28 protein-coding genes are annotated in these 26,890 nt (G+C 43.5%); 9 read left to right on the top strand and 19 right to left on the bottom strand.

Annotation, left to right across the window (positions count from 1 at the left end; all coding sequences use genetic code 11):
* Positions 1 to 57: 57 nt before the first annotated feature.
* Both PBT90_RS18395 and PBT90_RS18400 read left to right on the top strand, forming a co-directional pair.
* Positions 58 to 1,335: an alginate export family protein gene (locus PBT90_RS18395; protein ID WP_270130564.1), complete on the top strand. Its 1,278-nt coding sequence runs from the start codon at positions 58 to 60 to the stop codon at positions 1,333 to 1,335.
* 172 nt (positions 1,336 to 1,507) lie between these two features.
* Positions 1,508 to 2,035 carry a hypothetical protein gene (locus PBT90_RS18400; protein ID WP_264807961.1) on the top strand — a complete coding sequence of 176 codons (528 nt, stop codon included), beginning with the start codon at positions 1,508 to 1,510 and terminating at the stop codon, positions 2,033 to 2,035.
* 75 nt (positions 2,036 to 2,110) lie between these two features.
* Here the strand turns inward: PBT90_RS18400 and moaA are convergent, their stop codons facing one another.
* The 12 genes from moaA to PBT90_RS18460 all read right to left on the bottom strand — a co-directional run bounded on the left by moaA (position 2,111) and on the right by PBT90_RS18460 (position 11,849).
* Complete coding sequence (gene moaA, locus PBT90_RS18405; RefSeq protein WP_264807962.1) at positions 2,111 to 3,121, bottom strand: GTP 3',8-cyclase MoaA; 1,011 nt, start codon at positions 3,119 to 3,121, stop codon at positions 2,111 to 2,113.
* Complete coding sequence (gene moaCB, locus PBT90_RS18410) at positions 3,105 to 4,022, bottom strand: bifunctional molybdenum cofactor biosynthesis protein MoaC/MoaB (protein WP_264807963.1); 918 nt, start codon at positions 4,020 to 4,022, stop codon at positions 3,105 to 3,107. The genes moaA and moaCB overlap by 17 nt, the downstream gene beginning before the upstream one ends.
* Positions 4,023 to 4,150: 128 nt before the next feature.
* On the bottom strand, positions 4,151 to 4,579 hold the full coding sequence (locus PBT90_RS18415) for a molybdenum cofactor biosynthesis protein MoaE (protein ID WP_264807964.1): 429 nt from the start codon (positions 4,577 to 4,579) through the stop codon (positions 4,151 to 4,153).
* Positions 4,560 to 5,606 (bottom strand): HesA/MoeB/ThiF family protein, encoded by a 1,047-nt coding sequence (gene moeB, locus PBT90_RS18420; protein WP_270130568.1) that lies wholly within the window; start codon positions 5,604 to 5,606, stop codon positions 4,560 to 4,562. Before moeB ends, PBT90_RS18415 begins: the two co-directional genes overlap by 20 nt.
* Before the next feature lie 3 nt (positions 5,607 to 5,609).
* A complete protein-coding gene (locus tag PBT90_RS18425) occupies positions 5,610 to 5,846 on the bottom strand; it encodes a MoaD/ThiS family protein (RefSeq protein ID WP_264807966.1) in 237 nt (78 codons plus the stop codon).
* A gap of 28 nt (positions 5,847 to 5,874) precedes the next feature.
* Positions 5,875 to 6,687 carry a uroporphyrinogen-III C-methyltransferase gene (gene cobA, locus PBT90_RS18430; RefSeq protein ID WP_264807967.1) on the bottom strand — a complete coding sequence of 271 codons (813 nt, stop codon included), beginning with the start codon at positions 6,685 to 6,687 and terminating at the stop codon, positions 5,875 to 5,877.
* A complete protein-coding gene (mobA, locus tag PBT90_RS18435; RefSeq protein ID WP_264807968.1) occupies positions 6,684 to 7,268 on the bottom strand; it encodes a molybdenum cofactor guanylyltransferase in 585 nt (194 codons plus the stop codon). The genes cobA and mobA overlap by 4 nt, the downstream gene beginning before the upstream one ends.
* A 15-nt stretch (positions 7,269 to 7,283) precedes the next feature.
* Entirely contained in the window at positions 7,284 to 8,459 is a 1,176-nt protein-coding gene (locus PBT90_RS18440) for a molybdopterin molybdotransferase MoeA (RefSeq protein WP_264807969.1), read from the bottom strand.
* 181 nt (positions 8,460 to 8,640) lie between these two features.
* The gene (locus PBT90_RS18445) at positions 8,641 to 9,444 is read right to left on the bottom strand and encodes a TPM domain-containing protein (protein WP_270130572.1); all 804 of its coding nucleotides are present in this window, start codon (positions 9,442 to 9,444) and stop codon (positions 8,641 to 8,643) included.
* A complete protein-coding gene (locus PBT90_RS18450) occupies positions 9,422 to 9,859 on the bottom strand; it encodes a TPM domain-containing protein (protein WP_264807971.1) in 438 nt (145 codons plus the stop codon). The genes PBT90_RS18445 and PBT90_RS18450 overlap by 23 nt, the downstream gene beginning before the upstream one ends.
* Positions 9,860 to 9,871: 12 nt before the next feature.
* Positions 9,872 to 10,462: a LemA family protein gene (locus PBT90_RS18455; protein WP_264807972.1), complete on the bottom strand. Its 591-nt coding sequence runs from the start codon at positions 10,460 to 10,462 to the stop codon at positions 9,872 to 9,874.
* A gap of 109 nt (positions 10,463 to 10,571) precedes the next feature.
* The gene (locus PBT90_RS18460; protein WP_264807973.1) at positions 10,572 to 11,849 is read right to left on the bottom strand and encodes an aspartyl protease family protein; all 1,278 of its coding nucleotides are present in this window, start codon (positions 11,847 to 11,849) and stop codon (positions 10,572 to 10,574) included.
* 185 nt (positions 11,850 to 12,034) lie between these two features.
* Between PBT90_RS18460 and PBT90_RS18465 the strand changes: the two genes are divergently transcribed.
* Positions 12,035 to 12,505, top strand: a complete 471-nt coding sequence (locus PBT90_RS18465; protein WP_264807974.1) for a Fur family transcriptional regulator — start codon at positions 12,035 to 12,037, stop codon at positions 12,503 to 12,505.
* On the opposite strand, the gene PBT90_RS18470 is transcribed toward PBT90_RS18465, so the two are convergent.
* The gene (locus tag PBT90_RS18470) at positions 12,502 to 12,927 is read right to left on the bottom strand and encodes an SRPBCC family protein (protein ID WP_264807975.1); all 426 of its coding nucleotides are present in this window, start codon (positions 12,925 to 12,927) and stop codon (positions 12,502 to 12,504) included. The genes PBT90_RS18465 and PBT90_RS18470 overlap by 4 nt on opposite strands.
* Before the next feature lie 133 nt (positions 12,928 to 13,060).
* Positions 13,061 to 13,675, bottom strand: a complete 615-nt coding sequence (locus tag PBT90_RS18475) for a cytochrome c oxidase subunit 3 (protein ID WP_264807976.1) — start codon at positions 13,673 to 13,675, stop codon at positions 13,061 to 13,063.
* Positions 13,676 to 13,796: 121 nt separating this feature from the next.
* Here PBT90_RS18475 and mfd point away from each other — a divergent pair, with 121 nt between their 5' ends.
* The 3 genes from mfd (at position 13,797) to PBT90_RS18490 (ending at position 19,149) form a co-directional block, all read left to right on the top strand.
* Positions 13,797 to 17,150 (top strand): transcription-repair coupling factor, encoded by a 3,354-nt coding sequence (mfd, locus tag PBT90_RS18480; protein ID WP_264807977.1) that lies wholly within the window; start codon positions 13,797 to 13,799, stop codon positions 17,148 to 17,150.
* Positions 17,151 to 17,326: 176 nt separating this feature from the next.
* On the top strand, positions 17,327 to 18,550 hold the full coding sequence (gldJ, locus tag PBT90_RS18485) for a gliding motility lipoprotein GldJ (RefSeq protein WP_264807978.1): 1,224 nt from the start codon (positions 17,327 to 17,329) through the stop codon (positions 18,548 to 18,550).
* A gap of 155 nt (positions 18,551 to 18,705) precedes the next feature.
* Positions 18,706 to 19,149: a DoxX family protein gene (locus PBT90_RS18490; RefSeq protein WP_270130577.1), complete on the top strand. Its 444-nt coding sequence runs from the start codon at positions 18,706 to 18,708 to the stop codon at positions 19,147 to 19,149.
* 15 nt (positions 19,150 to 19,164) lie between these two features.
* Here the strand turns inward: PBT90_RS18490 and PBT90_RS18495 are convergent, their stop codons facing one another.
* Positions 19,165 to 19,764 (bottom strand): DUF1684 domain-containing protein, encoded by a 600-nt coding sequence (locus PBT90_RS18495; protein WP_270130579.1) that lies wholly within the window; start codon positions 19,762 to 19,764, stop codon positions 19,165 to 19,167.
* 279 nt (positions 19,765 to 20,043) lie between these two features.
* Between PBT90_RS18495 and PBT90_RS18500 the strand changes: the two genes are divergently transcribed.
* Positions 20,044 to 21,033, top strand: coding sequence for an N-acetylmuramoyl-L-alanine amidase (locus PBT90_RS18500; RefSeq protein WP_270130581.1), 990 nt, complete (start codon positions 20,044 to 20,046; stop codon positions 21,031 to 21,033).
* A gap of 188 nt (positions 21,034 to 21,221) precedes the next feature.
* Complete coding sequence (locus tag PBT90_RS18505; protein WP_264807982.1) at positions 21,222 to 21,782, top strand: type 1 glutamine amidotransferase domain-containing protein; 561 nt, start codon at positions 21,222 to 21,224, stop codon at positions 21,780 to 21,782.
* A gap of 227 nt (positions 21,783 to 22,009) precedes the next feature.
* Here the strand turns inward: PBT90_RS18505 and PBT90_RS18510 are convergent, their stop codons facing one another.
* Positions 22,010 to 22,579, bottom strand: a complete 570-nt coding sequence (locus tag PBT90_RS18510; protein WP_264807983.1) for a PorT family protein — start codon at positions 22,577 to 22,579, stop codon at positions 22,010 to 22,012.
* 192 nt (positions 22,580 to 22,771) lie between these two features.
* On the opposite strand from PBT90_RS18510, the gene PBT90_RS18515 reads away from it, so the two are divergent.
* Positions 22,772 to 25,213 carry a S9 family peptidase gene (locus PBT90_RS18515; RefSeq protein ID WP_396127653.1) on the top strand — a complete coding sequence of 814 codons (2,442 nt, stop codon included), beginning with the start codon at positions 22,772 to 22,774 and terminating at the stop codon, positions 25,211 to 25,213.
* 252 nt (positions 25,214 to 25,465) lie between these two features.
* On the opposite strand, the gene PBT90_RS18520 is transcribed toward PBT90_RS18515, so the two are convergent.
* Genes PBT90_RS18520 through PBT90_RS18530 form a run of 3 tightly spaced genes read right to left on the bottom strand, consistent with a single transcriptional unit; the run spans position 25,466 to position 26,861 of the window.
* The gene (locus PBT90_RS18520) at positions 25,466 to 25,969 is read right to left on the bottom strand and encodes a hypothetical protein (protein ID WP_264807984.1); all 504 of its coding nucleotides are present in this window, start codon (positions 25,967 to 25,969) and stop codon (positions 25,466 to 25,468) included.
* Positions 25,970 to 26,011: 42 nt separating this feature from the next.
* Positions 26,012 to 26,299 carry a winged helix-turn-helix domain-containing protein gene (locus tag PBT90_RS18525; protein WP_264807985.1) on the bottom strand — a complete coding sequence of 96 codons (288 nt, stop codon included), beginning with the start codon at positions 26,297 to 26,299 and terminating at the stop codon, positions 26,012 to 26,014.
* Positions 26,286 to 26,861 (bottom strand): hypothetical protein, encoded by a 576-nt coding sequence (locus tag PBT90_RS18530; RefSeq protein ID WP_264807986.1) that lies wholly within the window; start codon positions 26,859 to 26,861, stop codon positions 26,286 to 26,288. Before PBT90_RS18530 ends, PBT90_RS18525 begins: the two co-directional genes overlap by 14 nt.
* Positions 26,862 to 26,890: the final 29 nt, after the last annotated feature.

Raw genomic sequence — 26,890 nt, forward strand, 5'->3', positions numbered from 1 at the left:
TATTTATAAGTATTTTTACTTATATTTATTCCTGATTTTAACTTTAACAGAAGGAATATGAAAAAGCTTGTTACCCTACTTTTCTTGTCAATTACGCTCGGAAAACTCGCTAAGGCTCAGGAGTTCACACTGGATGCAGATATTCGTCCGCGATTTGAATACAGACATGGATTTTCCAGCCTTTATGCAGATGAAGCTAAGCCTGCAGCCTTTGTCACGCAGCGCTCTAGATTGAATTTCGCATTTAAAGATCAAAAGTGGAGCCTTTATTTCAGTGCCCAGGACGTAAGTACTTGGGGTGATACTCAGCAACTGAGTGCAACGGATGGGAATAATTCATTCTCCATTTTCCAAGGTTGGATACGCTATGCTTTCGATGAAAACTGGGGAATCAAACTTGGTAGGCAGGTACTTTCATACGATGATCAGCGAATCCTTGGAGCCACAGACTGGGCCATGCAGGGAAGAACCCATGATGCTGCAATGCTCCAATTTTCCAGAAACAAATTCGATCTGGACCTGGCTTTTGCTTTTAACCAAGAGGGACAGTATAACTTCGGAACGGACTATACCATCAGGGGTGGATTTTCCTATAAGACCATGCAAATGGCCCACCTGACTAAAGCCTGGGATCAAGCCACTTTTAGTTTTCTTTTTATGAATACTGGTTTTCAGAAATATACCAATGATCCCATTCCCCAAACCGACGGCTTATATTATAGACAAACTACCGGAACTTATTATAGCTTTCCGATTTCCTTCCTGACCATCACAGGCTCTGCCTACCTACAAAGCGGAATGGCCAATGCCGCTACCGATCTATCGGCATACCAATACATGATCGAAGCGAAATACAAAGCCGGTAAAGTCACTCTGATCGCAGGCTTTGAATCCCTGAGTGGCACAGATCAAGCAGGCGAGGATAAAAATAAATCCTTCTTTCCTCTCTATGGAACCAACCACAAATTCAATGGATTTATGGATTATTTCTACGTGGGAAATCATGCCAACAATGTGGGTTTGAATGACTTTTACGGAAAAGTGCAACTGGCAGTGGCTTCAAAAGGAAATCTAGGACTTGATCTTCATTATTTCTCAGCCAATGCAGAACTAGCGGACGATTTCAGTAAAAATCTGGGAGCAGAACTAGACCTCTATTACAGCCATTCTTTGGGCCAATATGTGAAGATCGCCGGAGGATATTCCCAGCTCTTTGCCACAGAAAGTATGAGTGTGCTCAAAGGCGGGGTGACTTCAGACAATACCAACAACTGGGGCTGGGTGCAGCTGATAGTGAATCCTAGGTTGCTGACGTATAAGGTTAAGGGGGAGTAACATACTCAAATTCAATTGAATCCTTCATGTGCAGAAACGGAGTGATGGCTGTAACCAATATCTCTCTGCTCAACTTCTTATCAATGATTATGCTTTAGTAGAGTAATCTTTCTCTGAACTCTCTGCTCAGAGTACATACCATTATATTATGACTTCGGCAAACCCCTAAAAAATGGAATTAGCAAAACATTGTGAATTATGTGATCATAGGGTGTTTGACTTATCAACTGGTACCACATGTGGTTTAACCTCAATGAGGCCTGATTTTAAGGGTAAATGTCCGAATATCAAATTTGGTGATAATCATATCCGACGTATAAGGGAAGTGAACATTGAGCATTATAGAGTTGCATCTAAAAAGTGGATGAACGTTGCCCATTTTATTCTCTATTTCATGATTGGAGTTACAATAATGCTAGGTGGGTATTTTCTAGGTTCAATGGCTTGGGACAAGGGAGTTGTCTCCAAAGTACCTTTAATTATTATTGGCGTTGGTTTTCTCATTATTCCTTTCGCCACTGGTCCTTTAATATCGTTCCGACAAGATTTCCAAATTGAAAAGAAAAGGAAAATGAAGATGGATCAACTATTAAAATCATATAATATCGAATATGATTCGGAAATAATAGTTGACGAGGATGTTCATGGAAACAAAGATTATAATGCAAAAATCAGTTTTTCAAGACTGCATTATAAATGAATTTCTTTTCAAAACTCCTCAGCTTCCTATCAATAATCTATGCACACAACCTATGTAGGATTTAAATCCTATACTTCACCCCCCAATCGCAATCATACTTCGATTATCTGAATGAAGTGCCGGGTCGGATAATTTCTCCATGCTGTCCATCCCGGCTCGAAGAGCTTTTTTATTCAAAATGGACTCCAAGATCAGCTTTTCCACATCTTCCCCAGCCCGCATAGCCGACAGCAGGTCGATTTCATGATTGGAGAAAAGACAGTTTTTGATACGCCCATTGGCAGTCAGGCGAATCCTGTTGCAGGTGCCACAAAATGGATTGGTCACCGAGGAGATAATTCCAAAAGTCCCTTTATATCCTGCCACCTGAAATTTCCGGGCAGTAAAATTCTTTTCATTCGGCAAGGAAGCAATTTGTGCTGAACCAAAACGAGCTGACAGATGATCCAGGATTTCCTGCTCGGAAACCATTTTTGATCTGTCCCAGCGATTGCCATCGAAGGGCATAAATTCAATAAAACGCACGGAGACCTCATAGTCTCTGGTCAAGTTCACAAAATCCACAATTTCATCCTCATTGGTCCCTTTGATCAACACCGCATTGATCTTCAGATCAAAATCCTCTTGGAGCAGCTCAAAATTGTCCAAGGTTTTTTGAAATCCGGATCGCCTGGTAATCTCTTGAAAGCGGCTTTCTTTCAAAGTATCCAGACTGAAATTGATTTTTTTAACCCCAAATTTCTTCAAGTTATCCACATGCCTATCGATCAGCAAACCATTCGTAGTAATGGAGATTTCCACAGGCATTCGGGACAAGCCTTCCAGGATCACACTAATGTCTTTGCGCAGCAGTGGCTCACCTCCGGTAAGCCGAATTTTGTCTACGCCCAGCCCAACAAAAATTCTCGCAAACTCTAGTACTTCTTCTGCACTCATGATGGTGGCTTTAGGACTGAGTGCGATTCCCTCAGCGGGCATGCAGTAGCTACAGCGCAGATTGCACTTCTCGATCAGCGAAATCCTCAAGTAATTGTGAACTCGCCCAAATCGATCTCTAAGCTCCTGAATATTACCCGATTGGGTCATGATTAGCTCCTTTTAATATTTGAAATACATGCAATAAATGTGGGAAAACCGCATCCATAGATTCCTTTGCCCCATTGGTAGATCCTGGCAAAGCCAGAATAATGCTATCTCCAATCGTGCCGGCCACGGATCGGGAAAGCATGGCAAATGGCATCATCTTTTGTCCGTAACTTCTAATTGCTTCCTCTACTCCGGGGATTCGTCGCTCCAGAATAGGTTCCAAAGCCTCAGGCGTTACGTCCCGCTTAGATAGCCCGGTTCCTCCAGTGAAAATCACCAGTTGGTTTTTCTCCGAAAGCTCAAATGCTTTAGTCCGGATCTGCTCCAAGTCATCCGGAATCACCTCATACGAGGAAGTTTTCACGCCATGAATTTCCAACTTATCCACAATGGCCTTTCCGGCTTTATCCTCTTTGATGCCTTTGGAAATAGAATCCGAGCAAACGACCACAGCAGCCTGGACCTGCTTTTCATTTCTATCCTTAAAACTGGATTTGCCGCCGGTCTTCTTTACCAACCCGATTTCCCGGATAACAATTCCCTTATCTATGGGCTTGAGCATGTCATACATGGTCAGCGCAATCACCGATGCTCCATGCATAGCCTCTACCTCTACACCCGTTTTATAGACGGTTTTCACCGTGATATAAATGTGGATCTCCAAGCCTTCAATTTCATACTCCACCGCAGTGTATTCCACAGGAAGCGGATGGCAATCCGGAATGGTGATATGCGTGTTTTTCACTGCGAAAAGTCCCGCCACCTTCGCCATTTCAAACACATTGCCTTTTGGCACACGGTTTTCCACCACTGCCGCGATGGTTTCTTCTAAACTTACCTGCACGATCGCCTTGGCTTTGGCTGTGCGAAGTGTGGTGACTTTATGCGTAATATCTACCATTTCTAATTTTAATCTCTACTCGTGTTCATCAGAATATCCTTCGACTTCACTCAGGATGACACTAGAATCGTTCACTACCAATCTATCCAAAACGATTTTAGAATTCAGACTATAGCCTTCCGAATTTCTCAACTATTTACTTTCCATTGATGATCGGCATTGTCCAGAATCTCTTTACCAAAGATCGGCACCTGTTCTTTGACCTGATTCACTAGCCATTCTGTAGCCTCATACACTTGCTTTCTTCTCGGAGAGGATACGAATACGAAAATGCAAACCTCCCCGACTTTTACCTTACCCAGGCTATGATAAATATGTAGGCATGTCAGATCGAATTGCTCAAATGCCGCCTCACGAATCTCGTGGAGCTTTTCGTTTGCCATTTCCTCATAAGTGGTGTATTTTATGGCAACAACTTTTTGATCGCCGACTTCATCTGCACGAACCTGGCCCAAGAAAATATTATGCGCCCCGATGGTATGCTTGCCCTGATGCTTGGCAATGGACTCTGCTATAAATTCTGGGGAGATAGCTCCCTCAAGAAATACTTTTTTCATGTTGAGTTGATTGGGTTTTCAATTGTATTAAGTCTTTAGCTCCTCCGCGGATGGCTTTCACCTCAGAAAATTTAGCCTCCTGCAAAATCTTGGAAGCTGCAATAGCCCGGGTACCTGCCTGGCAAAAAACGCTAATCGGCCTGTCTCTGGGAATCTCATCCAAACGCCTCTCCAGGGCAGAAAGCGGGAGGTTAATACAATTTGTGAATTGAAGGAATGGCACTTCACCGATTTCACGCACATCCAGTAAGATTCCACTTTGTGCCAAAGCTTCCTCAGGAGAAATAAAGTCTACCTTCACCGTAGGAACCCTCTCCACCACTTCTCCTTCCGGCATCTCCAAATCAAAAATCTGCTGCTCATTGGAAAGCAGATTATAGATGAGGATCTTCCCGGAAAGCACCTCTCCAATTCCCAAAACAATCTTCATGGCTTCATTGGCTTGCAACATCCCGATCAAGCCTACTGTGGTACCCAAAACTCCGGCCTCTGCACAATTTAAGAGGCTTTGTTCTTCTTCTGGAAATAGGCTTCTGTAGGAGGGACCACCTTGGTAATTGAATACGGAAACCTGTCCCTGAAATCGAAAGATTGATCCGTAGATCATTGGCTTATTTGCCCGCCTACACGCCTCATCCAAGATATATCTTACCTCCGTATTGTCCGTAGCATCTATCACCAGGTCATATGCGGAGATCAAGTTATCCACATTTTCCTCCGTGAGAAAAACAGGATAAGACACTGTCTTGACAGCTGAATTTAAGTGATTTATATAGCGCTTGGCTTCCTGAACTTTATATGAACCAGTAGATTGGTCTGAATATAAAACCTGCCTGTGCAGATTACTCAGCTCCACTTTATCCCCATCCACAATTCCCAAGTTACCCACGCCTGCCGCAGCGAGGTAAGGTAAAACAGCACAGCCTAATCCTCCAGCACCTACTACAAGGATTTTGCTCTCATGTAGTTTTTGCTGGCCGGAATCCCTTATGCCGGGAAGGATGATTTGTCGCTGGTATCTTTGCATTTTTTATCCTCCGGAAAAAGGTGGAAGTAAGGCTATTTCATCACTAGCTGTGAGTTGGATATCTTGCTTTTTGGAAATGATTTTTCGGTTTACCGCCACCTGAAACTGAAACTTACGAAGGCCATATTTGGCATCCAAAAGATCTACCAGTTCAGCTACGCTGACAGCTTGCAAATCCAAAGCTTCTGAATCGCTTTGCGCAGCTTCTGCTAGGGTTCCAAAGTAATTTACAGTGATCATAGGCTCAAGTTAATACAGATGATTCGGATTAGTTAACAAAGGGCAAGGTATTCAGGTTCTGGAAAATAAATTCATCCTCCAGGATCCATTCTTCCTGAAGCTGCTTTTTCACTCCTGCCAAATGCACCACCTCACCGATTACGATAATCGCTGGTGCAGCCATTCCTTGGTTTGCACTGATCTCCACTATGTTTTGAATGGTTCCCACCACTTCTTTTTGTTCCGCTTTGGTTCCCTCCTTAATAATCGCGACTGGCAAATCACCCTTTCCAACTGATAGATAAATATCGGCGATTTCGGAAAGCTTGCTCATTCCCATCAATACGACCACCGTTGCGGAGGATTTGGCCGCTAGCTTCAGGTCTTTGGAAAGCTTCCTTTCACTCGTGGTGCCGGTAATGACCCAGAAACTATCCGCCACACCACGGCTGGTCACCGGAATGCCCAAGGTAGCCGGGACAGCCACGCTGGAAGAGATTCCAGGAATTACGTTTACATTTATTCCATGCTCCAAAGCATATAGTTCTTCTTCTTTTCCTCTCCCAAAAACAAAAGGATCTCCACCCTTCACACGGACTACATGTCCATATTCCAACGCGTAATTCACAATCAACTCATTGATTTCGTCCTGGGAATGGCTGTGTTTACCCACTCTTTTTCCCACGAATACCTGCAGGGCTTGAGCTGCGTGAAGCAATATTTCCTCGCTGACCAGAGAGTCATACAAGACCACATCTGCGTCGTTCAAAGCGTTCACTGCTTTCAGCGTGAGCAGTTCAGGATCGCCAGGACCTGCACCCAACAAAGTGAGTCGTGGATTTTTTCCAGTTAATGTTTTCATGGATTCAATAGGTTTAGAGCCTGTAGCTCGGCCCTGCTGTTAATATTTTGTACCAGCGCTTTCTGCTGGGAATTGACGCAAAGTTTCTGATGGGACATCAAATTGACCAATGGGCAGAGCTTGAGCCTGTCTGCGATTATAGCTTCTGCAAAAGCTTTTTTGGCTGATTTTCTATACACACCTAGAAGCGGGTAATCATTTTTGCCATCGTGAAGAAATGTAAGTGATGCCTCGCTTTTACCGGATTCACTCACGAGATTCCGGATCAGCTCCGTAGTTATTTTCGGCACATCACAGCTCAAAATCAGATTTCTGTCAGTTTTGCTATGCTGCAAAGCCGTATGGATGCCTCCCACCGGGCCCTTGTCCGCATAGACATCCTCAATCATAGGCAATCCTATCAATTCATAATCCCCATTACTGGTCACCAGAATAATATTGGAAGTCACTGGCATGACCGCCTCTATGATCCAGCGGATAAAAGGCTTTCCCTTATACAGCACCAGGCCTTTTTCGGATTGCATTCGTTTGCTTTTGCCTCCACAGAGTATATAGGCCGATATTTCTGAGTTTTTCTTCAATTTTTCAGACCGCTTTTAATTTCTATTAATCGGAAGATAGCTCAGCCTTTCTCCAGCTTCTAAAACTTCCTTTTCCTCGGGAATCAATATCAGGGCATTTCCTAAAGCATACGAAATCAGCATACTGGAGGCTTGCTTGGGATAAATATCAAGCTGACCGTCCTGCTCTGTACCCAGTATAAAAAGGGTCTTCCCGAACTTATTAGTAGTACTATGCCTGAGCACCCCTGTGCTAAAATCCAGGTCGTAGTTCACATTTCCTGACATGATCTGTAGGGCCGAAAGCGCATAGATCAAAAAGCAAGTGAGTGAAGATGCCGGATTGCCCGGCAAGGCGAAAATTAGCGTTTCTCCCTTTTTCCCAAACCATATTGGTTTGCCCGGCTTTTGGTTGACCTTATAGAAAATCTCCTTGGCTCCATTTGCCTTCAAAGCTTCATTGACAAAATCATAATCTCCGACAGATATCCCTCCGGAAATCAGCAGCACGTCTGACTCAAGTCCCAGACTTATCACTCTTTTGGTAGACTCCAGATCGTCCTGAACTTTCAGAATCCGCACTGAATCAAAGCCTCTTGATATCAGTGCGGACTTGAGCATGATCGCATTGCTTTCGTAAATAGCACCAGGATTTAAGGGCCTTCCTGGCTCCTGAAGTTCATTTCCTGTCACGATCAAAGTAATTTTGGGTTTGTTAAAGACTAAAACCTCGGTAATCCCAAAACCGGCTAAAAACCCGATAATGGATTCTGTGATTTTTAATCCCTCTGCGAGCACTTGCTCTCCTGCTGGCACCTGCTCGCCGATTTTACGCACATTGGCAGATTTTGCCGGAAGTTTTTGGATGGAAATCATCTTCCCCTTCACTTCCACATGCTCCTGAATGATCACCGTATCTGCCTGGTCTGGGACTCGCGCCCCGGTAAATATCCGAACCGCCTGATTTGCCTGCAGTTCAAATTCATGGGCATCACCGGCTTTGCATTCTCCTATAACTTCTAGCTCCGTCACGTCACCATGGCGAAAAGCATAACCGTCCATCGCCGACTGCCTAAATGGCGGAAGACTCATAGGGGCTATGATGGGCTCCGCCAAATAGTACCCATTGCTCTCTTCCAAAGGAATGCTAGTCTTTGGAAGAGCTGTAGTTTCTCTTTTGATCAGGTCTAATGCTTCAGTTACAGAAATCATAAGGGGGTTGAACAGATTGCTAACTTAGATAAAATTAAGTATAAATACGTATTTTTCTACGTATTTATTTGTTAAAAACTCCTCTTTTGGGGGAATCTTCCTTCTCTCACTTGAAGCTCAGGTATTTTTATGGCAAAAAAAAACGCTAATCAAAGCGTTTCTTTTTTAGTCAAGTAGGAAATTACCAGCTACCGCCGGCTCCACCGCCTCCGAAGCTACCGCCCCCGAATCCACCGAAGCCGCCGCCTCCGCCACCGAATCCACCGCCGCCGCCGAAGCCGCCAGAAGATCGGCCTCCACCGCCCAGCATATTAGCCAGCATGATCGTGGTCCATAGATCCACTCCGCCTCCACGGCCGCCCATATGGTTATCATTGTCATTGCGATTTCTCAACAAAGGCAAAATCACAAAGATAAAAATGAAGAAAAGCACCATAAAAATAGCTCCTCCGCTATTTCCTTTTGATTCAATATCCTCCGCTTGATACTCTCCAGATGCTAGTTTAATGATCATGTCCGTAGCCTCGTTCAGTCCTTCATAATAGGCTTCACGACGGAAATTGGGCAGTATTAGGTTCTCGACGATTCGCTTCGCCAGTGCATCAGGCACTGCGCCTTCCATTCCATATCCAGTGGCAATGAATACCTTCCGGTCATCCATGGCCGCCAAGATCAGGATACCGTTATCGTTGTTTCCACCGCCAATGCCCCAGGCATCTCCAAGTCGAAAGGCGTAATCTGAAATCTCATTTTGCCCCACAGAACGCATCATTACAATAGCGATCTGCGAAGAGGTACTGTCATTGTATGCCACAAGCTTGCTTTCAAGCTGCACCAGCTCGGCTGAGGAAAGGGTGTTTGTAAAATCATTCACCAGCCGGGGAGGATTCGGCGCAGGGGGAAGTTCCTGAGCCTGGATTCCCAGACTGATGAAGAGTAAAAGAAATAGAATTGATCGAATCTTAAGATCCAAAGGAAATCTCATCAGGAAGTTCGTTTATGTCTGAATCAGCCTGATACGGGAAATGCTGTCCAAGTTGCTCGCCGGCCATATGGATGCCATCGATCAGACCTTGTGTAAATTGGCCTTGCTTAAATAAGCTGGCCATGTGTTCTTTTATATTTTCCCAGAAATCATCCGCTACAGCATCATTGATCCCTTTATCACCCAAAATGGCAAATCGCTTATCCACTACGGCCAAATAGAAAAGCACCCCATTTCGGTCCTTGGTCTGATGCATTTTCAACGTATCAAAAACCCGGACGGCGCGGTCTAGTACCTCGCCTTTGCATCGGCTTTCTATATGGACCTGGATTTCGCCGGAAGTGGAAACTTCAGCAGACTTGATGGCTTGAATGATCGCCTCCCGGTCTGCCGATGAGAATAATTTTTCAGCCATGATTTTCTTAATTTAAAACTGTACAGTAGGAGCATTCTCAGCGCCTTCAGAGGCTTCGAAATAGCCCTTCTGCTCAAATCCGTACCAGCCTGCAAAAAGGTTGTTCGGGAATGTTCTGAGATTGGAATTGTAATCCTGTACGGATTGGTTGAAGTTCCGTCTTGCCACAGCTATTCTGTTTTCGGTGCCTTCTAGCTGCGCTTGCAGTTCTAGGAAGTTCTGGTTGGCTTTTAGCTCTGGATAACGCTCCACACTGACCAACAACCTGCCCAATGCACCCGAAAGTTCTCCTTGTGCACCTTGAAATTCCGCGAGTTTTTCAGGTGTAAGGTTTGAAGGGTCCACATTTACAGCAGTGGCTTTTGCTCTGGCTTCGATGACCGCAGTAAGCGTCTCTTGCTCAAAGTCCGCATAGCCTTTTACCGTGTTGACCAAATTAGGGATCAAGTCTGATCTACGCTGATACTGGGTCTCTACTTCAGCCCACTGACCATTGATAACTTCTTCTTTTTGGACAAAGGTATTATAAGTCCCTACGGCCTTGGTATAGATAAAAATACCCACAACAGCCAAAATCAGAATAGGAATAAGGAATTTTTTCATGATTGGTTTTTTATTAGAAAATAGATTACGATTGGATAAAAAAGAGGTTGGGATTATGCATCCTCAGGTCAAAATTATCCTTTTTATCTTAAACGTCTTAGGAATGTATTCAAATCTGCTTGCGCAGCGAGAATGTAACCACAGAATCCTCGTAATCTTCCAAGTTGTCATCCTTATATCTCCGGATTTTCATGGTGATTTTCTTACCTGGCTCTGAGCGCATTAGTCGATTGATTTCGGACAGTTCCCAGATAAAGGTGGGCACATTATTGATTTCGAGGATTTCATCGTAAGCCTTCACACCTGAATTAGCTGCCGGAGAGCCGACCCGTACCTCCGAAATGTAAACCCTATTATCATCATTTGGAATTTTCTTTAGGCTCATCCCACTCATGTCAAACTGAAATGGGGCATAGAAATTCTCTGCCTTTTTCACCAAAATCCTGTCTCTGGGATAATCTAGAATAAGCTTGGTCCTGCCCAAAACCTCAGCTCCAAGACTTCCTTGCCTACCGGATTCTTTGATTACATAGCTGAAGTCCGTCTCTTCGGGATAGGAAGTCAGCACATCCTTCAATCTAAAGCCCGCCAGCTCCATGTAATCCACCCTGCCCACGTAGCCATAGAGGATCCCGCCCAGACTTTGCCCCAGTTCAGACTCGATAAATAAGGGCGGCATGGTGATTTTATCCGTAGTCTCCCGATTGAGCAGTAGTCCGTGGTTGGCACCAGTATCGACCAGAAGTTTGGCCTGTAGCACGGAGCCATCCCGCTGCTTGACCTCTGCATTGATGTAAGGCTTGCTGTCCTCCACGCTCAAATCCATTTTTCTATAAAATAGCGGCTTCCACTTCATCCTGCCCTGCTGATAGAAATCTATTTTCTCATTATCGTAATCTATTTTGATGGGATTGTACTTGAAAAATTCATGCCCTATGATGCCATAAATGGGGATTCCAATTACAGATTCCAACCCAAAAAACTCTTCATCTAACACCAATAAACTCTGAAATACCCCTTCAATAGGGCCTAGGTCAAAATGGTTGATCGGAGAAACAGACGCAGTTAGATCAGTACTACCATCGGCTCCCACAAGCTTGAGCTGTCTGGTATATTCCAGTCCCAAAGCATCACCCAGTACCCTACTGAACAGAATATTGCTTCTCACTCCGGTGTCCAGAAGAAAATTTATAGGCGTATTTCCATTGATGGATACCGGAATAATGATCAGACTATTGGAGGCATAAAAGGGAAGGGTCACCTTCCGACGGTCTTCCTTCATGAAAAAACCAGGAACCTGGGCAAAGCCGGCAACCTGCAGGGTGAAAATCAATACTAAAAAAAAACCTACGCTTTTCTGCATATACTGACTGAGAGCTGTATTCAAATAAGTTAATTGGTTTTTTGAAATATTACTGAATCAAATCGAAAACTCTATGAATCTTCTCTAATAAATACGGAATTACTAGAATTAGTTTTAATTAGATTGATATCAAATTAGACCCATTCTATGTGGAAGCTTGTCAAAAAATGGATATTCCCTCATCTTTATTTTTTAATGATTGTAGACCCATGGCTGACCCAGCTTTAATAGAAAAAGCAAAGAAGATCTTTGAAAGCTTCCTTACCAAGCAAGGAAACAGGAAAACCCCGGAAAGGTTTTCTGTGATAGATGAACTGTATTCTCTTCCAGAAGACGAGCATATGGACGTAGAAGGCTTGTTTTTGAGCATGAGAAACAAAGGCTACACCATCAGTCGCGCTACCATTTATAATACCTTGGACTTGCTGGTAGAAAGTGGCCTTGCTGTAAAACATCAGTTCAAAGACAAAGTAGCGCTCTATGAGCAAGCTTTGACTTACAAGCATCACGACCATCATGTCTGCAACCAATGCCGGAAAATCCGCGAATTCTCAGATCCTAAAATCAATGAGATCAAGGAAGTTATAGGCAAATCTTTCCAGTCTGCCATCACCAGTCACTCTCTGGTACTCTACGGCAACTGCGAAATAGAGAACTGCGAAAACCTACAGGAACTCTAAGCAAAAATCTTCTTATAAATAGGTTTGCGGTAAAGAAACTGAAGATATAAGACCGGGTACAGTAGCCAGGAAATCGGACTCGTAAACTCTATCTCATCCCTAATAATTGATTCATCTCCTAGATTTAGGATTCTATGCTTATGTCTCCAGGTTTGGAGGAAAAAAGGAAGCTGAACGCCCACATCCACAAAATAATATTCGGAAGCAGAAACTTCACTTTCCGTGATTTCACTGGTCCAGGTTTGCTTGAAAAGCAAAAAATCCAACTCTAGAGATACCATATCCCCAACCTCAGACCCATCAAATAAAAGCAGTTTAACCGGTGGAAAAGGCGGGTTCAATTTTTCAAACAAATCGGAGTTAAACCCTTTCTTTACAGTTAAATAATCCTGGTTGACAGGAGTGGATATGGATATCTTCATGTGTGAAATCTGACTTTTAAAGTCCTCAGGCAGGATCAATTACATGCGCCTGCCTATTTCGATAACTCTCTTTTGACGGAATAGTTTATACCCAATCGATCCTGCATCAGGGGCGGTTTTGCATCACCTTACCTCAGATACTGACTACAAATAATAAAAAGAGTACCAGCCAGATCGCATCCATAAAATGCCAATAAACTGTAAAAAGCCTTAGCCGCATTTTTTCAAATGGATTGGTGTAAATGATGAGCTTATGAATTTGGTCGGATCGGCCTTTAGCAAGCTGTACGTATAGAATCAGGGCAAAAATCATCGCCCCCAGCAAGTGGAAAACATGGATTCCGCTGAGTACATAAAGAAAACTACCACTGGGAATGCCGGTAAATGCTATTCCTTTGGCCTCCAGCTCATACCAACCTACTACCTGTAATACACTGAAGATCAAGCCCAGTAAAACTGTATTTCTGAGCGACCCCAGCAGTTTTTCAGTGTTTTCTTCCTGAAAAGCCAACCTGATGGAAGTGGCTGTAAACCCACTGATCACCAATAAAAAAGTAGAAATCAAAAATGCCGTAGGCACCGATTGATTCATGCCCGCAAGGTGCATCCTTCCCGAAAACAAAAAGGCCACTGTCAGAAAAAGAAAAATCAATCCGCTCCCGATCATCCCTAAGTAAAGGAGTGTTTCGTATGGATGCAGCCTTTCTATCCGCTGAAACCAGGTTAGCTCATGCTCTTTCTCTGCCATAGTATGGAAACATTTCGGAAGGGCTATGGTTCACAATTTCGCAAAACAACTTTTATTCTCTAGTTGAGAATTCTTAAAGCCCTAACTTTGTTGCACCAACGAAAATCAAAACCACAAGCCATTGGATCGTCAGTCCTTTCTTTCCATTTATAAATCCGACCCGATTTTTCAGACCATTGCCCATGAGATCACCACTGGTGCTCAGGCAAATATTCAGCTCAAGGGTATTTCCGGTAGTCTGGATATGGTCTTACTTTCGAGTCTATTTGAATCACAGGGCGGGTTTCATCTTCTAGTAGCACAGGACAAAGAGGAAGCCGCCTATCTGAATTCTGATCTTCAAAACCTGCTGGACACGGAGGAGCACATGATTTTTCCTTCTAGTTTCAAGCGGGCATACCAATATGAGGAAGTGGACAATGCCAACGTGCTGATGCGGTCCGAAATCCTAAATTTAATTCTGGAAGATAAAGCCAAATCCAGAATCGTAATCACCTACCCAGAGGCCATATATGAGCGGGTGATCAATAAACGCTCCCTTCAGGACAACACCTTTATCGCCAAGGTAGGCGAGCAAGTGGACATGGAGTTTGTCTCGGAGCTATTGAGCAGCTATGATTTTGAGCGGACAGACTTTGTGTATGAGCCTGGCCAGTTCGCGATTCGAGGCGGTATTTTGGATGTGTTTTCCTTTTCCAATGAAATGCCTTATCGCCTGGAGTTATTTGGGCGGGAAATAGAAAGCATTAGAACTTTCGACCCGGAAAGCCAGCTTTCTATCGCTAGTGTGGAGCAAATCTCCCTTATCCCAAATGTACAAACCAAGCTGCTTCAGGAGGTTCGGCAGTCGTTTTTGGGTTTTCTACCTGCTGAGACCATCATCTGGATCAAAGATTACCAGCTCACCATAGATGTGATGGATGAGTGCTTTCATAAAGCTACTCTTGCCTTTGAGCAGATTGTCAAGAAGACCAATAATACCAAAACCGTACTGGGACCTGAGGATCTTTTTGATCAGGGAAAAGACTTTGCGCAGCTTTCCCAGGACTTTACTCGAGTGGAGTTTGGCAGGCAATTTTATCTAAAAAATGCCAAAGTCAGTAAATGGGACAGTCAGCCACAGGCTTCTTTCAATAAAAACTTTGACCTGCTGGTCACTCAGCTCGCAGAGAATGAAAAAAAGGGCCTGGTCAATATTATCACCGCGGAAAATGCCAAACAGATCGACCGGCTTTTGGGAATTTTCAAAGAGTTGGACCCTACCCTGCAGGTAAACAGTCTCTTGCTAGGGCTGAGAGAGGGGTTTGATGATAGACAAACTAAGCTTGCCTGCTTCACCGATCATCAGCTATTTGAGCGCTTTCACCGGTACAAAACCCGTGACAAAGTCAGTAAATCCAAAGCCCTGACGATCAAAGAGCTCAAGGCATTGCACCCAGGGGACTACATCGTGCATGTGGATTATGGAGTAGGGAGGTTTGCCGGTCTGGAAAAGGTGGATGTAAACGGTAAAATGCAGGAAGCAGTACGACTCATCTTTCGGGATGATGATTTGCTTTATGTAAACATCCATTCTCTGCACAAAATCTCCAAATTTTCGGGTCAGGAAGGCACTGTCCCTTCCATGTCAAAGCTGGGGTCTCCTGACTGGGAAAATAAAAAATCCCGGGCCAAAAAGCAGGTAAAAGATATAGCCAAAGACCTAATCGCCCTATATGCCAAGCGAAGATCTGCACCCGGCTTTGCCTTTAAGGAGGACTCTGTGATGCAGATCGAACTCGAATCTTCCTTTATATACGAAGACACCCCAGATCAAGCCATAGCCACGCAAGATGTGAAAAGCGATATGGAAAAAACCTATCCCATGGATAGATTGGTTTGTGGCGACGTGGGGTTTGGTAAAACGGAGGTCGCGATACGGGCTGCCTTTAAGGCAGTGAATGACGGAAAACAAGTGGCTGTACTGGTGCCGACAACGATTTTGGCCATGCAGCACTTTCAGACATTCAAGGAGCGATTGGAGAATTTCCCGGTAAGAATAGAATACATCAACCGATTCCGCTCGGCAAAGGAAATCAAAGAAATCGTGTCCGAAGTCAAATCTGGGGCTATAGATATTCTCGTAGGTACCCATAAGATCGTCAATAAGGACATTGTATTCAAAGACTTAGGATTATTGATCATAGATGAGGAGCAGAAGTTTGGGGTGAAGGTAAAGGATCAGCTGAAAAACCTTCGTGTGAATGTGGATGTGCTGACTTTGACAGCCACTCCTATTCCCAGAACACTTCACTTTTCGTTGATGGGAGCTAGAGATCTTTCGGTCATAGCCACTCCTCCACCAAACCGCCAGCCGGTAACTACTGAGGTTCAGACTTTCCAAGAGGAAGTGATCCGGGATGCGGTCTCCTATGAATTGAGAAGAGGAGGGCAAGTTTTCTTTGTCCACAATAGAGTGGGGGAAATAGACTCCATTTCCAATCTGATCATGAAACTGGTACCTGATGCCCGGGTAGTGGGAGCTCACGGACAGATGGATGGGAAAAAACTGGAAAAAATCATGGTGGATTTTATTCATCATGAATATGACGTATTAGTATCTACCAATATCATCGAGTCAGGCCTGGATATTCCAAATGCCAACACCATCATGATCAACAGAGCACATATGTTTGGGCTGAGTGACCTACATCAAATGAGAGGTCGGGTGGGACGAAGCAATAAAAAAGCCTTCTGCTACTTATTGACATCACCCATGTCAGGCCTGACTGCCGAAGCGAGGAAAAGATTGCAGACGCTAGAGGAGTTTTCGGACCTGGGAGATGGATTCAAAGTGGCCATGAAAGATCTAGACATCAGAGGTGCTGGTAATCTGCTAGGAGCAGAGCAAAGTGGTTTTATCACTGATCTGGGCTTTGAGATGTACCATAAAATTCTGGATGAAGCCGTGCAGGAATTGAAAGAAAATGAATTTGCGGCTTTGTTTGAAACAGATTTGGCAGAAAAAGTAAAAGTCCTGGTTCAGGATTGTACTATTGAAACAGATCTGGAATTACTGATCCCAGAAGACTATGTGGGCAATATCAGCGAGCGATTGGGGTTATATTCCAAACTGGATGCTATCAAAGACGAGGAAGAGTTGACTAAATTCTCCAAAATGCTATTGGATAGATTTGGTCCATTGCCTGATTCTGTAGAAGATCTGATGGAAACGGTGAGGCTCAGATGGAAGGCAGAAAAGCTAGGCATAGAAAAACTTACCCTGAAAGGTGGTCAGATGAAGTGCTACCTCCTCCCTTCTACCAGGGATGATTTCTATTCTTCAGCTATTTTCCAAAAAATCATGCGTTTTGCTCAGTTCAACAGCAAACAATGTAAAATAAAGGAGTACAAGAATCGTTTGATTCTTACACTGTCCAATGTTTCAACGATTTCACGTGCTCAAATCAAGCTAAAAGAGATGAATGAAGCCTGATAAATGAATTATTTTACTGGCATAAATATTGCAGTTTTGCCTCCCGAATTTGCAGTTTTTGGCGATTTTCGCGCCAAATAGCTTAGTTTAAAAATATAACTGCAAGTTAAATCATTGCAAGTGCTTGACATAGCTTATATATTAGCACACTGAAAAAGACCTTAAACTATTATAATATGCGTCTGAGTAACAAATCTTGGGGAATGTGGGTAGCGGCTTTGGCCATCGTCGGCAGCTCTATTCTTACCTCATGTAATAAAACTCCTGGCTATGGCAGAAGAACTGCCGCTAAGCCTGGCAAAAAAAGTGCTACCACCGGTGCCGAGTTCAGTTTTGACGAAACGGACACCACACAATTTTTTGTAGCGAAAAACGCCGAGCAAATCCCAGGGCCAAATTTGAAGTTTATCCAAGGTGGTAGAGCCGTACTGGGTACGCAGGAGGAAGATGTAATGGCCTTCCGTGATAATCAGGAAAGAACGGTAACCCTTGCCAATTTCTACATGGATGAAACCGAAATCACTAATAATGACTATCGGGAGTTTGTTTTCGATATGAAGAAAAAAGTGAGCGCGGATTCCATTTTGAAACTTGAGCCTTCAGAAGAAGTATGGGATGGTGCCATGACCTTCAATGACATGTACCAAACTTACTACTTCAGATTCCCTGGCTTTAACTTCTATCCAGTAGCAGGGGTGTCTTGGACTCAGGCCAATACCTATGCTAAATGGAGAACTGAATACGTACAGGAAATCATCCGAGAAGAGCGTGGGCTTGACTCTTCGTTCACCAAAAGCCAATTGGTAGAAAGAGGAGTTGCGCTAGCTGATTATAGATTGCCATCTGAAGCAGAATGGGAGTACGCAGCGAAAGCCATGATCGGTACACAATATATGGACGAAAACCAGGAATACGGCCGAATCTATCCTTGGGATGGTCGAGGCGTTCGTAATCCTTACAACGTAAAAAGAAAAGGCAAGCAAGGTGATTTCCTGGCCAACTTCAAAAGAGGTAGAGGTGACTACGGCGGAATCTCCGGTGGACAGCGAAATGATGGAGACATCATCCCAACCAATGTTTACGATATGGCGCCAAACGATTTCGGCCTTTACCATATGGCAGGAAATATGAATGAGTGGGTACAGGATGTTTATAAACCTCTTTCCTACCAGGATTTTGATGACCTTAACCCCGTGAGAAAGGCGACACCAGATGATGATATGGAGGATTACAGCAGCGCGCTGCTTACCGATGACTTGAGAGTTTACAAAGGTGGTTCTTGGAGAGATGTGACTTACTGGCTTGCCCCAGGTACCAGAAGGTTTATGCATCAGGACTCAGCTACCAACCACATTGGTTTTAGATGTGCCATGATTTCGATCGGAGAAAAAGGCAAATAAGCTAAGGCCAAACACCATATTGAAAGCCCCGTCAAATTTTTTTGACGGGGCTTTTCATTTTAATTACGACTTCAACAAAAGCTTATTTACCTGAAAAACAGCTTTTTATCCTGATTATTTGTAAATTAAAGGAAACACCTTAAACCCAAATAATCATGGAAACTATCACTAAAATCGAAACTTGGGCAGACGCCCATCATCCCCAGTGGATTGACTTCCTGAGAATCCTGCTAGGCTTATTTATCCTGTATAAGGGAGTGCTGTTCATTTCAAACACAGATGCCCTGATGAATCTAATGGAGAATAAAGATCTGCAATTTTTCAATCTTGGATTAGCCCATTATGTTGCCTTCGCCCACCTGGTAGGAGGGTTTCTGATAGCGCTAGGGCTGGTAACACGCTTTGCCATACTCTTCCAGCTTCCCATACTTCTAGTCGCAGTGTTCTTTGTCAATATTGACTCTGGATTTCTATCGGTATCCAATAATCTGGAATTTGAGCTCTCCCTACTGGTACTTATTCTTTTGATCGTATTCTTGGTTTATGGATCAGGTAAATTCTCACTGGATCATTACATGAAGCAGCACCCGAAGTGGTAAGAGATGTCTAGAATTCTATTTTAACCTGATTCCAGCTTTGATCTCTATGGGCAGGTCATTCTCCTTAGGAGGAATGGGGCATGCATATCCAGTAGCATAGGCGCAATAGGGGTTGTAGGCCTTATTGAAATCAATCGCTATCGTATTGCCAGCAGGGATACTCAAACCAATATACCTTCCTCCACCATAGGTTTGATTACCATTAGTCTGGTCTGTGAAGGGTAGAAATAAATAATCCTTGTATTTCTCCTGCGTGCGGAGCTTATGACTTTGATAAATGTTCAAGCGATACGCTTGCCCATTCAATGTAAAAGTAGCAATCCCAAAAATATCGTAATCCTGAAGTGAATGAGCTGAGGTCTTCATCTGAAAAGTACTAGGGGTAGGAAGCCGTTCAAATTTTGCAATTACATGGTATTTTTCATCAATGGGAAAAAAGCGATGACCGGTAAACTCTCTTCGTTGTTTTGCAGAAAGGGGGGACTCATCTGGGTCTTTATATTCCTCATTTAGTTCTTCTTGAAATTCCTTAATCGCTGACTCATACGTAGTTTGTGCTTTCACCAAGTTCAGAAAACAGACAAGAATCAGAATAGAAGTAAAGAGTTTTATCATTTGCTTCACATGTGTTATTAAAAGAAAGCTTAGCCTGTCCAAAGCTTAATTTACCTAAATCTATAACCTAGCGGCTTTCAGGCTGGGCTTACTGATCCATTAGGACAGAATAATCCACCAAAATAGAAATTAGTCCTGAAATAAAGTGAGATGACCAATCTTATTTTGAGCTCATACTGTATGATTTCAAAGTAAATTTTAATCCCTTCATTTTCAATCCTTAAGCAAATCTCATTAAATTGAAGAGTACGCAGATTTTTCACTTTTACACCGCAAACCATGGAAAACAAATACGGCTTTTTGAAGATGAATTTGACTGAATTTGAATCTTGGATTCATTCTCAAAGGATTGCCCGCACCATTCTTACGATTCAGCAACATCACACCTGGAGCCCAAACTACGCCCACTTTAATGGTAGCAATCACTTTGAGAGGCAAAATGCCATGAAAAACCATCACGTTAGAAATAATGGATGGAGTGATATAGGCCAGCACTTTACTACCTTTCCGGACGGAACCATTCTCACGGGAAGGTCACTGGAAGCTATCCCAGCCTGTATTTTTGGGGCAAACAGGGACTCCTTGTGCATAGAACACCTAGGGAATTTTGATGAAGATGGAGATCAGATGTCCAGCGAACACCGGCTGACTATCATTAAAATGACAGCTATTCTATGCGATAAATTCAGACTTCCGGTGAACACCTTCAGTATTATCTACCACCATTGGTTCAATCTGAGCACTGGAAAAAGGAATAACGGTACAGGAGGCAACAAATCGTGCCCAGGAACCAATTTCTTTGGTGGAAACAAGGTGGAAGATTGCATGGCGAATTTTCTTCCACTAGTACAGCTAGAAGTCAATTCAGACCTGAGCCCAGCTCCACCTCCGGCAATCGAAAAGTATGTAGCAGTCACAGCCAGCGCATTGAATGTACGTGTGGCACCCAGAGGATCTGCTTCCAAAGCTCCAGACAGGGGAGCTGCGCTGTTAGGTGCTATTTTGAGGATTTATGATGAGTCAAACGGCTGGTTAAAAATCTCCAAAAGCCAGTCTCACTGGGTGTACGGCAGATATACCTCCGATGTGAAGCGCGCAACTGTAAATGCCGATGTCCTGCGTGTCAGGAGCGGACCCGGAACTGGATATGCTATAGTGGATAATCTCATGAAGTCTGAAGAAGTTTTTATTTCCACTATAGAAGGAGACTGGTGTAAGCTCAGTTTGGAAGAAAAATGGCTGAGCAAAAACTACTTGGATTTCAGTTAATCCTCTCGGAAATGACAAAATGATGCTCATTTTGAGGAATAATTACAAAATAGAAAATTCTCAAATCCTGCCTAAGATGTGTTTAGGTAGGATTCTTTTTTTGGAATGGAGTTGGTGAAGTATTAGTTGCTTTCAGACAGAAGCTGCTTCCAAAAGTGGAAGTAATTACCAACTTAACCACAAGAACCATGAGTTTATTAAAAGATGTAAGAGTAGCCATTCTCGCTACAAACGGATTTGAAGAATCAGAACTGATAGAACCACAGCGGGCACTGGAAAAAGAAGGTGCTGAGGTATTTATCATTTCTACCGAAAATGATCATATCAAAGGCTGGAAAGATGGCAATTGGAGTGAAGCGATTAAAGTAGATGCTAGAGTAGATCAGGTGAGTTCCAAAGACTTTGACTCCCTATTGCTCCCCGGAGGCGTGATTAATCCTGACCTACTGAGGAGAGAAATGTCTGCCGTAGAGTTTGTGAAAAGCTTCTTTGAGGATCATAAACCTGTGGCTGCCATCTGTCATGGACCGCAAATGCTCATTGAAGCAGAAGTAGTGAATGGCCGTACCTTAACTTCCTTTGAATCCATCCGGAAAGACCTAGAAAATGCAGGCGCACACTGGGTAGATGAGGAAGTAGTGGTGGACAGTGGGCTGGTCACCTCCAGAAGTCCAAAGGATCTGCCAGCTTTCAATAAAAAAATGGTAGAGGAATTCAGAGAAGGTAAACATGCCGGACAAACAGCCTAAAACAAAAATCCTCGGATCTATTTCGATCCGAGGATTTTTATTCAATATGTAAATCGGCATTTCTGCCAGTAGAGCTGCCAAATGACATAAGATTCGGAAAATCCCAGAATTGAGTGCTCTTCGGCCTCCTGTCAATTGTACTGAGCGCAATCGAAGCCCGATCTTCTGCCCCTTCAAACAAAGGAAATAGCCTCACTGGCAACATTGCGGATAATCACATTTTTTAATTAAAATCGCAGGCCAGCTGTGATGAAAAAGCCATTTGTTTTGCCTAAATCTATGCCATCCAAATCATTTTCAAGATTGGTCACTGACCATTCATAACTCATGTCCACAAAGAAAATAGCTATATCTACTCCGGCACCTGCAAAAACTCCCCAGTTGGTTGAATTAAAATCATCCTTATCAAAATCATCACCTACGCTGGTAAGGAAAAACCCTGAACCACCACCAAACACACGCAAGGCCAAGGTAGAAGAATCTCTACCCAGTACATTCAGGCCCACGGCCACAGGAACTCGTATGCCGTTCAGATTGGCCTTTAAATCATCCGAGGTGAGATCATCACTGTCCTTGAATTCAGCTGATTTCCCCATGTAAAATACCCCTGGCTCAAAGTATAATTTTTCTCCAAACGCAATACTGGCCCCTACTTGCCAGCCAGCCTGTCCAGACACGCCATCATCTGCTTGAGTCATGTTGGTAAAATTCACTCCAGCTCCAGGTTTGAAATTCTGAGCTTGTAGACTTGTTCCAAAAACCAATAGCAGCAAAAGTGTGATCAGTAAATTTTTCATAGTTGTTATATAAAGTGATTTCTTATAAATATAAAGCTCTAAAAACCATATAAATATACTTAACCAAAGCCGAATAAAAGATTTTGGCAGATTATTTTTCCCTTCATATATCCGAAAACTACCGTCCATGAATTTCTGGCTTAATGTTAGAAAAAAGCGAATTATCTTAGGAATGATCTTTATAACCAAACTATGATGATAAAAAACTACTTACAAACACTGATTCTTGGTGTCCTATTACTCACAGGCGCGAGTACATGGGCCCAAACGGGGTATCAAAAACCTCCAAAGGAAATCACCGATCTGTTCAATGCACCTAGCACACCTTCTGTGGTTTTCAGCAAAGCAGGAGATTGGATGCTACTACTCGAAAGTGCAGACAATCCTAGTATTGAGGACCTATCCCAACCTGAATTGCGGATCGCAGGACTTCGAATCAACCCGGCTACTTCAGGACCCAGCCGTGGCAGAGGAGTGGAAAACCTTAAAATCAAAAACACCAAAACCGGAGAGGAAACCCAAATAACCGGCCTTCCGGCAAAGCCAAATATGGGCGGGTTTTCACTATCCGATGATGAAAAATACCTGGCTTTCACACAAACCGAAGTTAATGGAATCAGCCTCTACGTGGTGGATTTGACCAGCTTCCAAGCCAAAAAACTCACCGATGCGATTGTCAATGAAACCTATGGCAATGCAGTCATTTGGACTCCAGACAATCAGATTATTCTGAAGGCTGCCAATCCTAACCGTGGTGATATGCCACAGAAACCTATGGCTCCGGCAGGTCCCATCATTCAGGAAACTTCAGGAGATGCCGCCCCAAGCAGAACCTATCAGGACCTCTTAGAAAATCCACATGACGAAAATCTATTTGCCTATTTCATGGATTCCCAGCTCATGATGGTCAGCCTAGATGGGACAAAAAAGCCATTTGGAGCTCCTGGCATGATCAAATCAATGGATCTTTCGCCGGACGGCTCCTACCTTATGGTAGAAGTCATCAAAAAGCCTTTTTCTTATTTGGTACCTGCTTACAGATTCCCGTATGATGTGGAAATCTGGGGCATAGATGGGACTAAGAAGAAAACTTTTGCCGAAATCCCATTGGATGAAAACCGCCCTACGGGTTTCGATGCCACAGTCACAGGTCCTCGCTCTATCAACTGGAGAGCAGACAAGCCGGCCATGCTTTACTGGGTAGAAGCTCAGGACGGCGGAGACGCCAGAGTAGAAATGGAAGAGCGTGAAATTATCTACACATTGGATGCGCCATTTACTGCTGAAAAGAAAAAGTTGACCACCTCGGCATACCGATTTGCCGGAATTGCTTGGAGTGATGATGAGTTTGCCATCCTCAATGAGCGCTGGTCCAGATCCCGCAAAGAAGTACGCTCCGTCATTAATCCTTCTGATCCTTCTCAGCCAAAAAGAGTAATCATCGATCGTTCTTCAGATGATTTGTATAATGATCCAGGAGATCCTGTTTACACCAAAAATGAATTCGGAGAAAATGTGTTGCTTCGCAATGGAGACCTTTTGTACATGACCAGTCCCGGCGGTTCTCCAGAAGGTAATATGCCTTTCCTATCTACTTTCAACACCAAAACCAAAGCGCAGGAAATCCTCTGGAGATCACAAGCCCCTTATTATGAGCGAGTGGTAAAGGTATTGGATGAAAAGGCAACGGAATTTATCACTTTAAAGGAAAGCACTGATATTCAACCGAACTATTGGTTGGTAAATACCAAAAAGCGTATCGCTCCACAGCAAATCACCGCATTTGCCCACCCTTACGAGTCCATCAAAAACATCAATAAAGAACTGGTGACCTACGAAAGAGAAGATGGGCTAAACCTCTCTGCCGTGGTCTATACGCCAGAGGGTTACGATCCTGAGAAGGATGGTAGATTACCAGTCTTGATGTGGGCCTATCCTAGAGAGTATAAGTCTGCAGCAGTTGCAGCTCAGGTGAGAGGCTCCAAGTATGCCTTTACCCGTTTGAGCTGGGGTTCTCCGCTTTACTGGGTGACACAGGGCTATGCCATCATGGATAGAACAGAAATGCCTATCGTAGGAGAAGGGGATAAGGAGCCAAATGATTATTTCATCGACCAGCTCGTCCTGAATGCAGAAGCAGCAATAGATAAAATCGTAGATATGGGCATAGGAGATCGCGACCGCATCGCCGTAGGCGGGCATTCCTATGGAGCCTTCATGACCGCCAACCTGCTTTCGCATACGGATCTTTTTGCCGCAGGAATCGCAAGATCTGGAGCGTACAATAGAACTTTGACTCCTTTTGGCTTCCAATATGAGCAGCGTACCTACTGGGAAGCTCCGGAAGTTTACTTCAATATGTCTCCCTTCTCCTTTGCGGATCAGGTGAAAACCCCGATCCTACTAATTCACGGACAGGCAGACAATAATTCTGGAACATTCCCGATTCAGTCAGAACGCTATTACAACGCGTTAAAAGGCCATGGAGCTACAGCAAGGTTGGTTTTTCTTCCTAATGAAAGTCATGGGTATGCAGCTCAGGAATCCATATTGCATACTCTTTGGGAAATGGACACCTGGCTGGATAAATATGTAAAGAACAAATACCCTGACGGAAAAATAGACAATAAATAAGTTGTAGAATCACTCAAAAGCCCTTCTGAAATGATCAGAGGGGCTTTTTTTGTTTTAAATATATACGCTTTCTACGAGTAAAAGGACAGGGCAATTTAGGATAGGTTAGACTTAAGAATCGCGGCCTATTCGGCATGCCTACCGGCAAGGCAGGTCTTCGGTAAATTGTACTGAGCGAATTCGTAGTATCGGTTTTGCAACCAAATAATCGAAGGACGAAAGGTGCCTGGCATAGTTGCGGATAATCATATTTTATTTCTTATTCAAGGTCATCTCAAAAAACTGGTACCAGTTGCCTCCGGAGTTTACTTCTCCTATTTCATGCCATTGCCCTTGGTCATTGAGCTGGATTACATACCTTACATTTTCTACAGGATACCAATAGAGTACCTGATCTACCAACTCAGCTTGGTAGGTTCCGTGCTGATTACTCTGCAGGAAAGAGTGAAATTCAAACTTCCCACTGCCCTCGGCCATAGTGACAATCGCCATGGCATTATGGACGGTTTTGCCATTGGAGGTGCCTTGACCTTCTATTAGCAGTGCGGTGCCGTCCAGTTTAAAGCTGACTATTTCCGTCTGCTCAAATTCCATTTTCTCCCTGCTTTGATTCATCATCCAGCCGGCACCTTGCCATTCACCTTCTAAAAATGACAAGTTCTTAAGTTCTCCTTGGGCCTCTTTGTTCAGTTCATAATTTTGACCGATGGCGAAAAAGGGCAAAAGAGATAAGATCAATACGATTAGATTTTTCATGTGTAAATTGGTTTATAATGTAAACTTAAAATTCAAAATTTTTTAACTGATGTAATTTTTCAATGCATTCACATAAGTTTCGAACGCATTGACACCATGCTTAGTGATTTTAGCTGTGGTCAAGGGTCGTTTTCCTTTAAAAGACTTTTCAATTTCTATATAGCCTGCTTTTTCAAGCTTATCCAGCTGCACACTAAGATTGCCCGCTGTGGATTCTGTTTTTTCTTTCAGAAAAGTGAATTCCGCAGACTCCACACTGATCAGTAAAGACATGACTGCCAGGCGCAACTGAGAATGTAATAAAGGGTCTAAAGGCTTAAACTCGCTCACGATAGGTGTTTTTCAGGTAATAACCGGGCACAAGATATCCCAAAATCATGGCAATGCCAGCTACTAAATATTGATCTGAGACTGGAACTAGAAAAGCCACAACTGCGGCAATTGCCAATACTACAGCCCCTAATTTGACCATGGAGACTCTGATCAAGCTTCCAGTGGCAAACATTCCGACTGCCGCCAAAAGTAAAATCACCGGATTATGGTTAAAGCCCAGAACAGGCATAAAGCCCAACACGACAACAATACCCATAAACACTCCAATCCATAGCTGATTCAATACCTGATCTAAATGAGTTTTGATTTTTGCCTTACTTTTTTTCTTTATTCCCCAGAAAAAACTGATAAATACTGAGGGCAAAACCAACACCCAAACATAGTAAGGGTGCTCAAACCCTGCTTTTTCTAAAGCATAATGTCCAAAGCTACAGATTGAAATCACCCAGCCCCAAAGAAGAAAATAAAAACTTCCATCACCGGCTGCCTCTTGTTTTGCTTTGGCTATCATATCTGTGATGATCGCCAAAGACTCGCTACTGCTTAGTTCTTTTTTCATGTGTTTATAATTTTTTTTAAGGTCACGTG

It is taken from the genome of Algoriphagus sp. TR-M9, from assembly GCF_027594545.1.
GTDB classification, from domain to species: Bacteria; Bacteroidota; Bacteroidia; order Cytophagales; family Cyclobacteriaceae; genus Algoriphagus; species Algoriphagus halophytocola.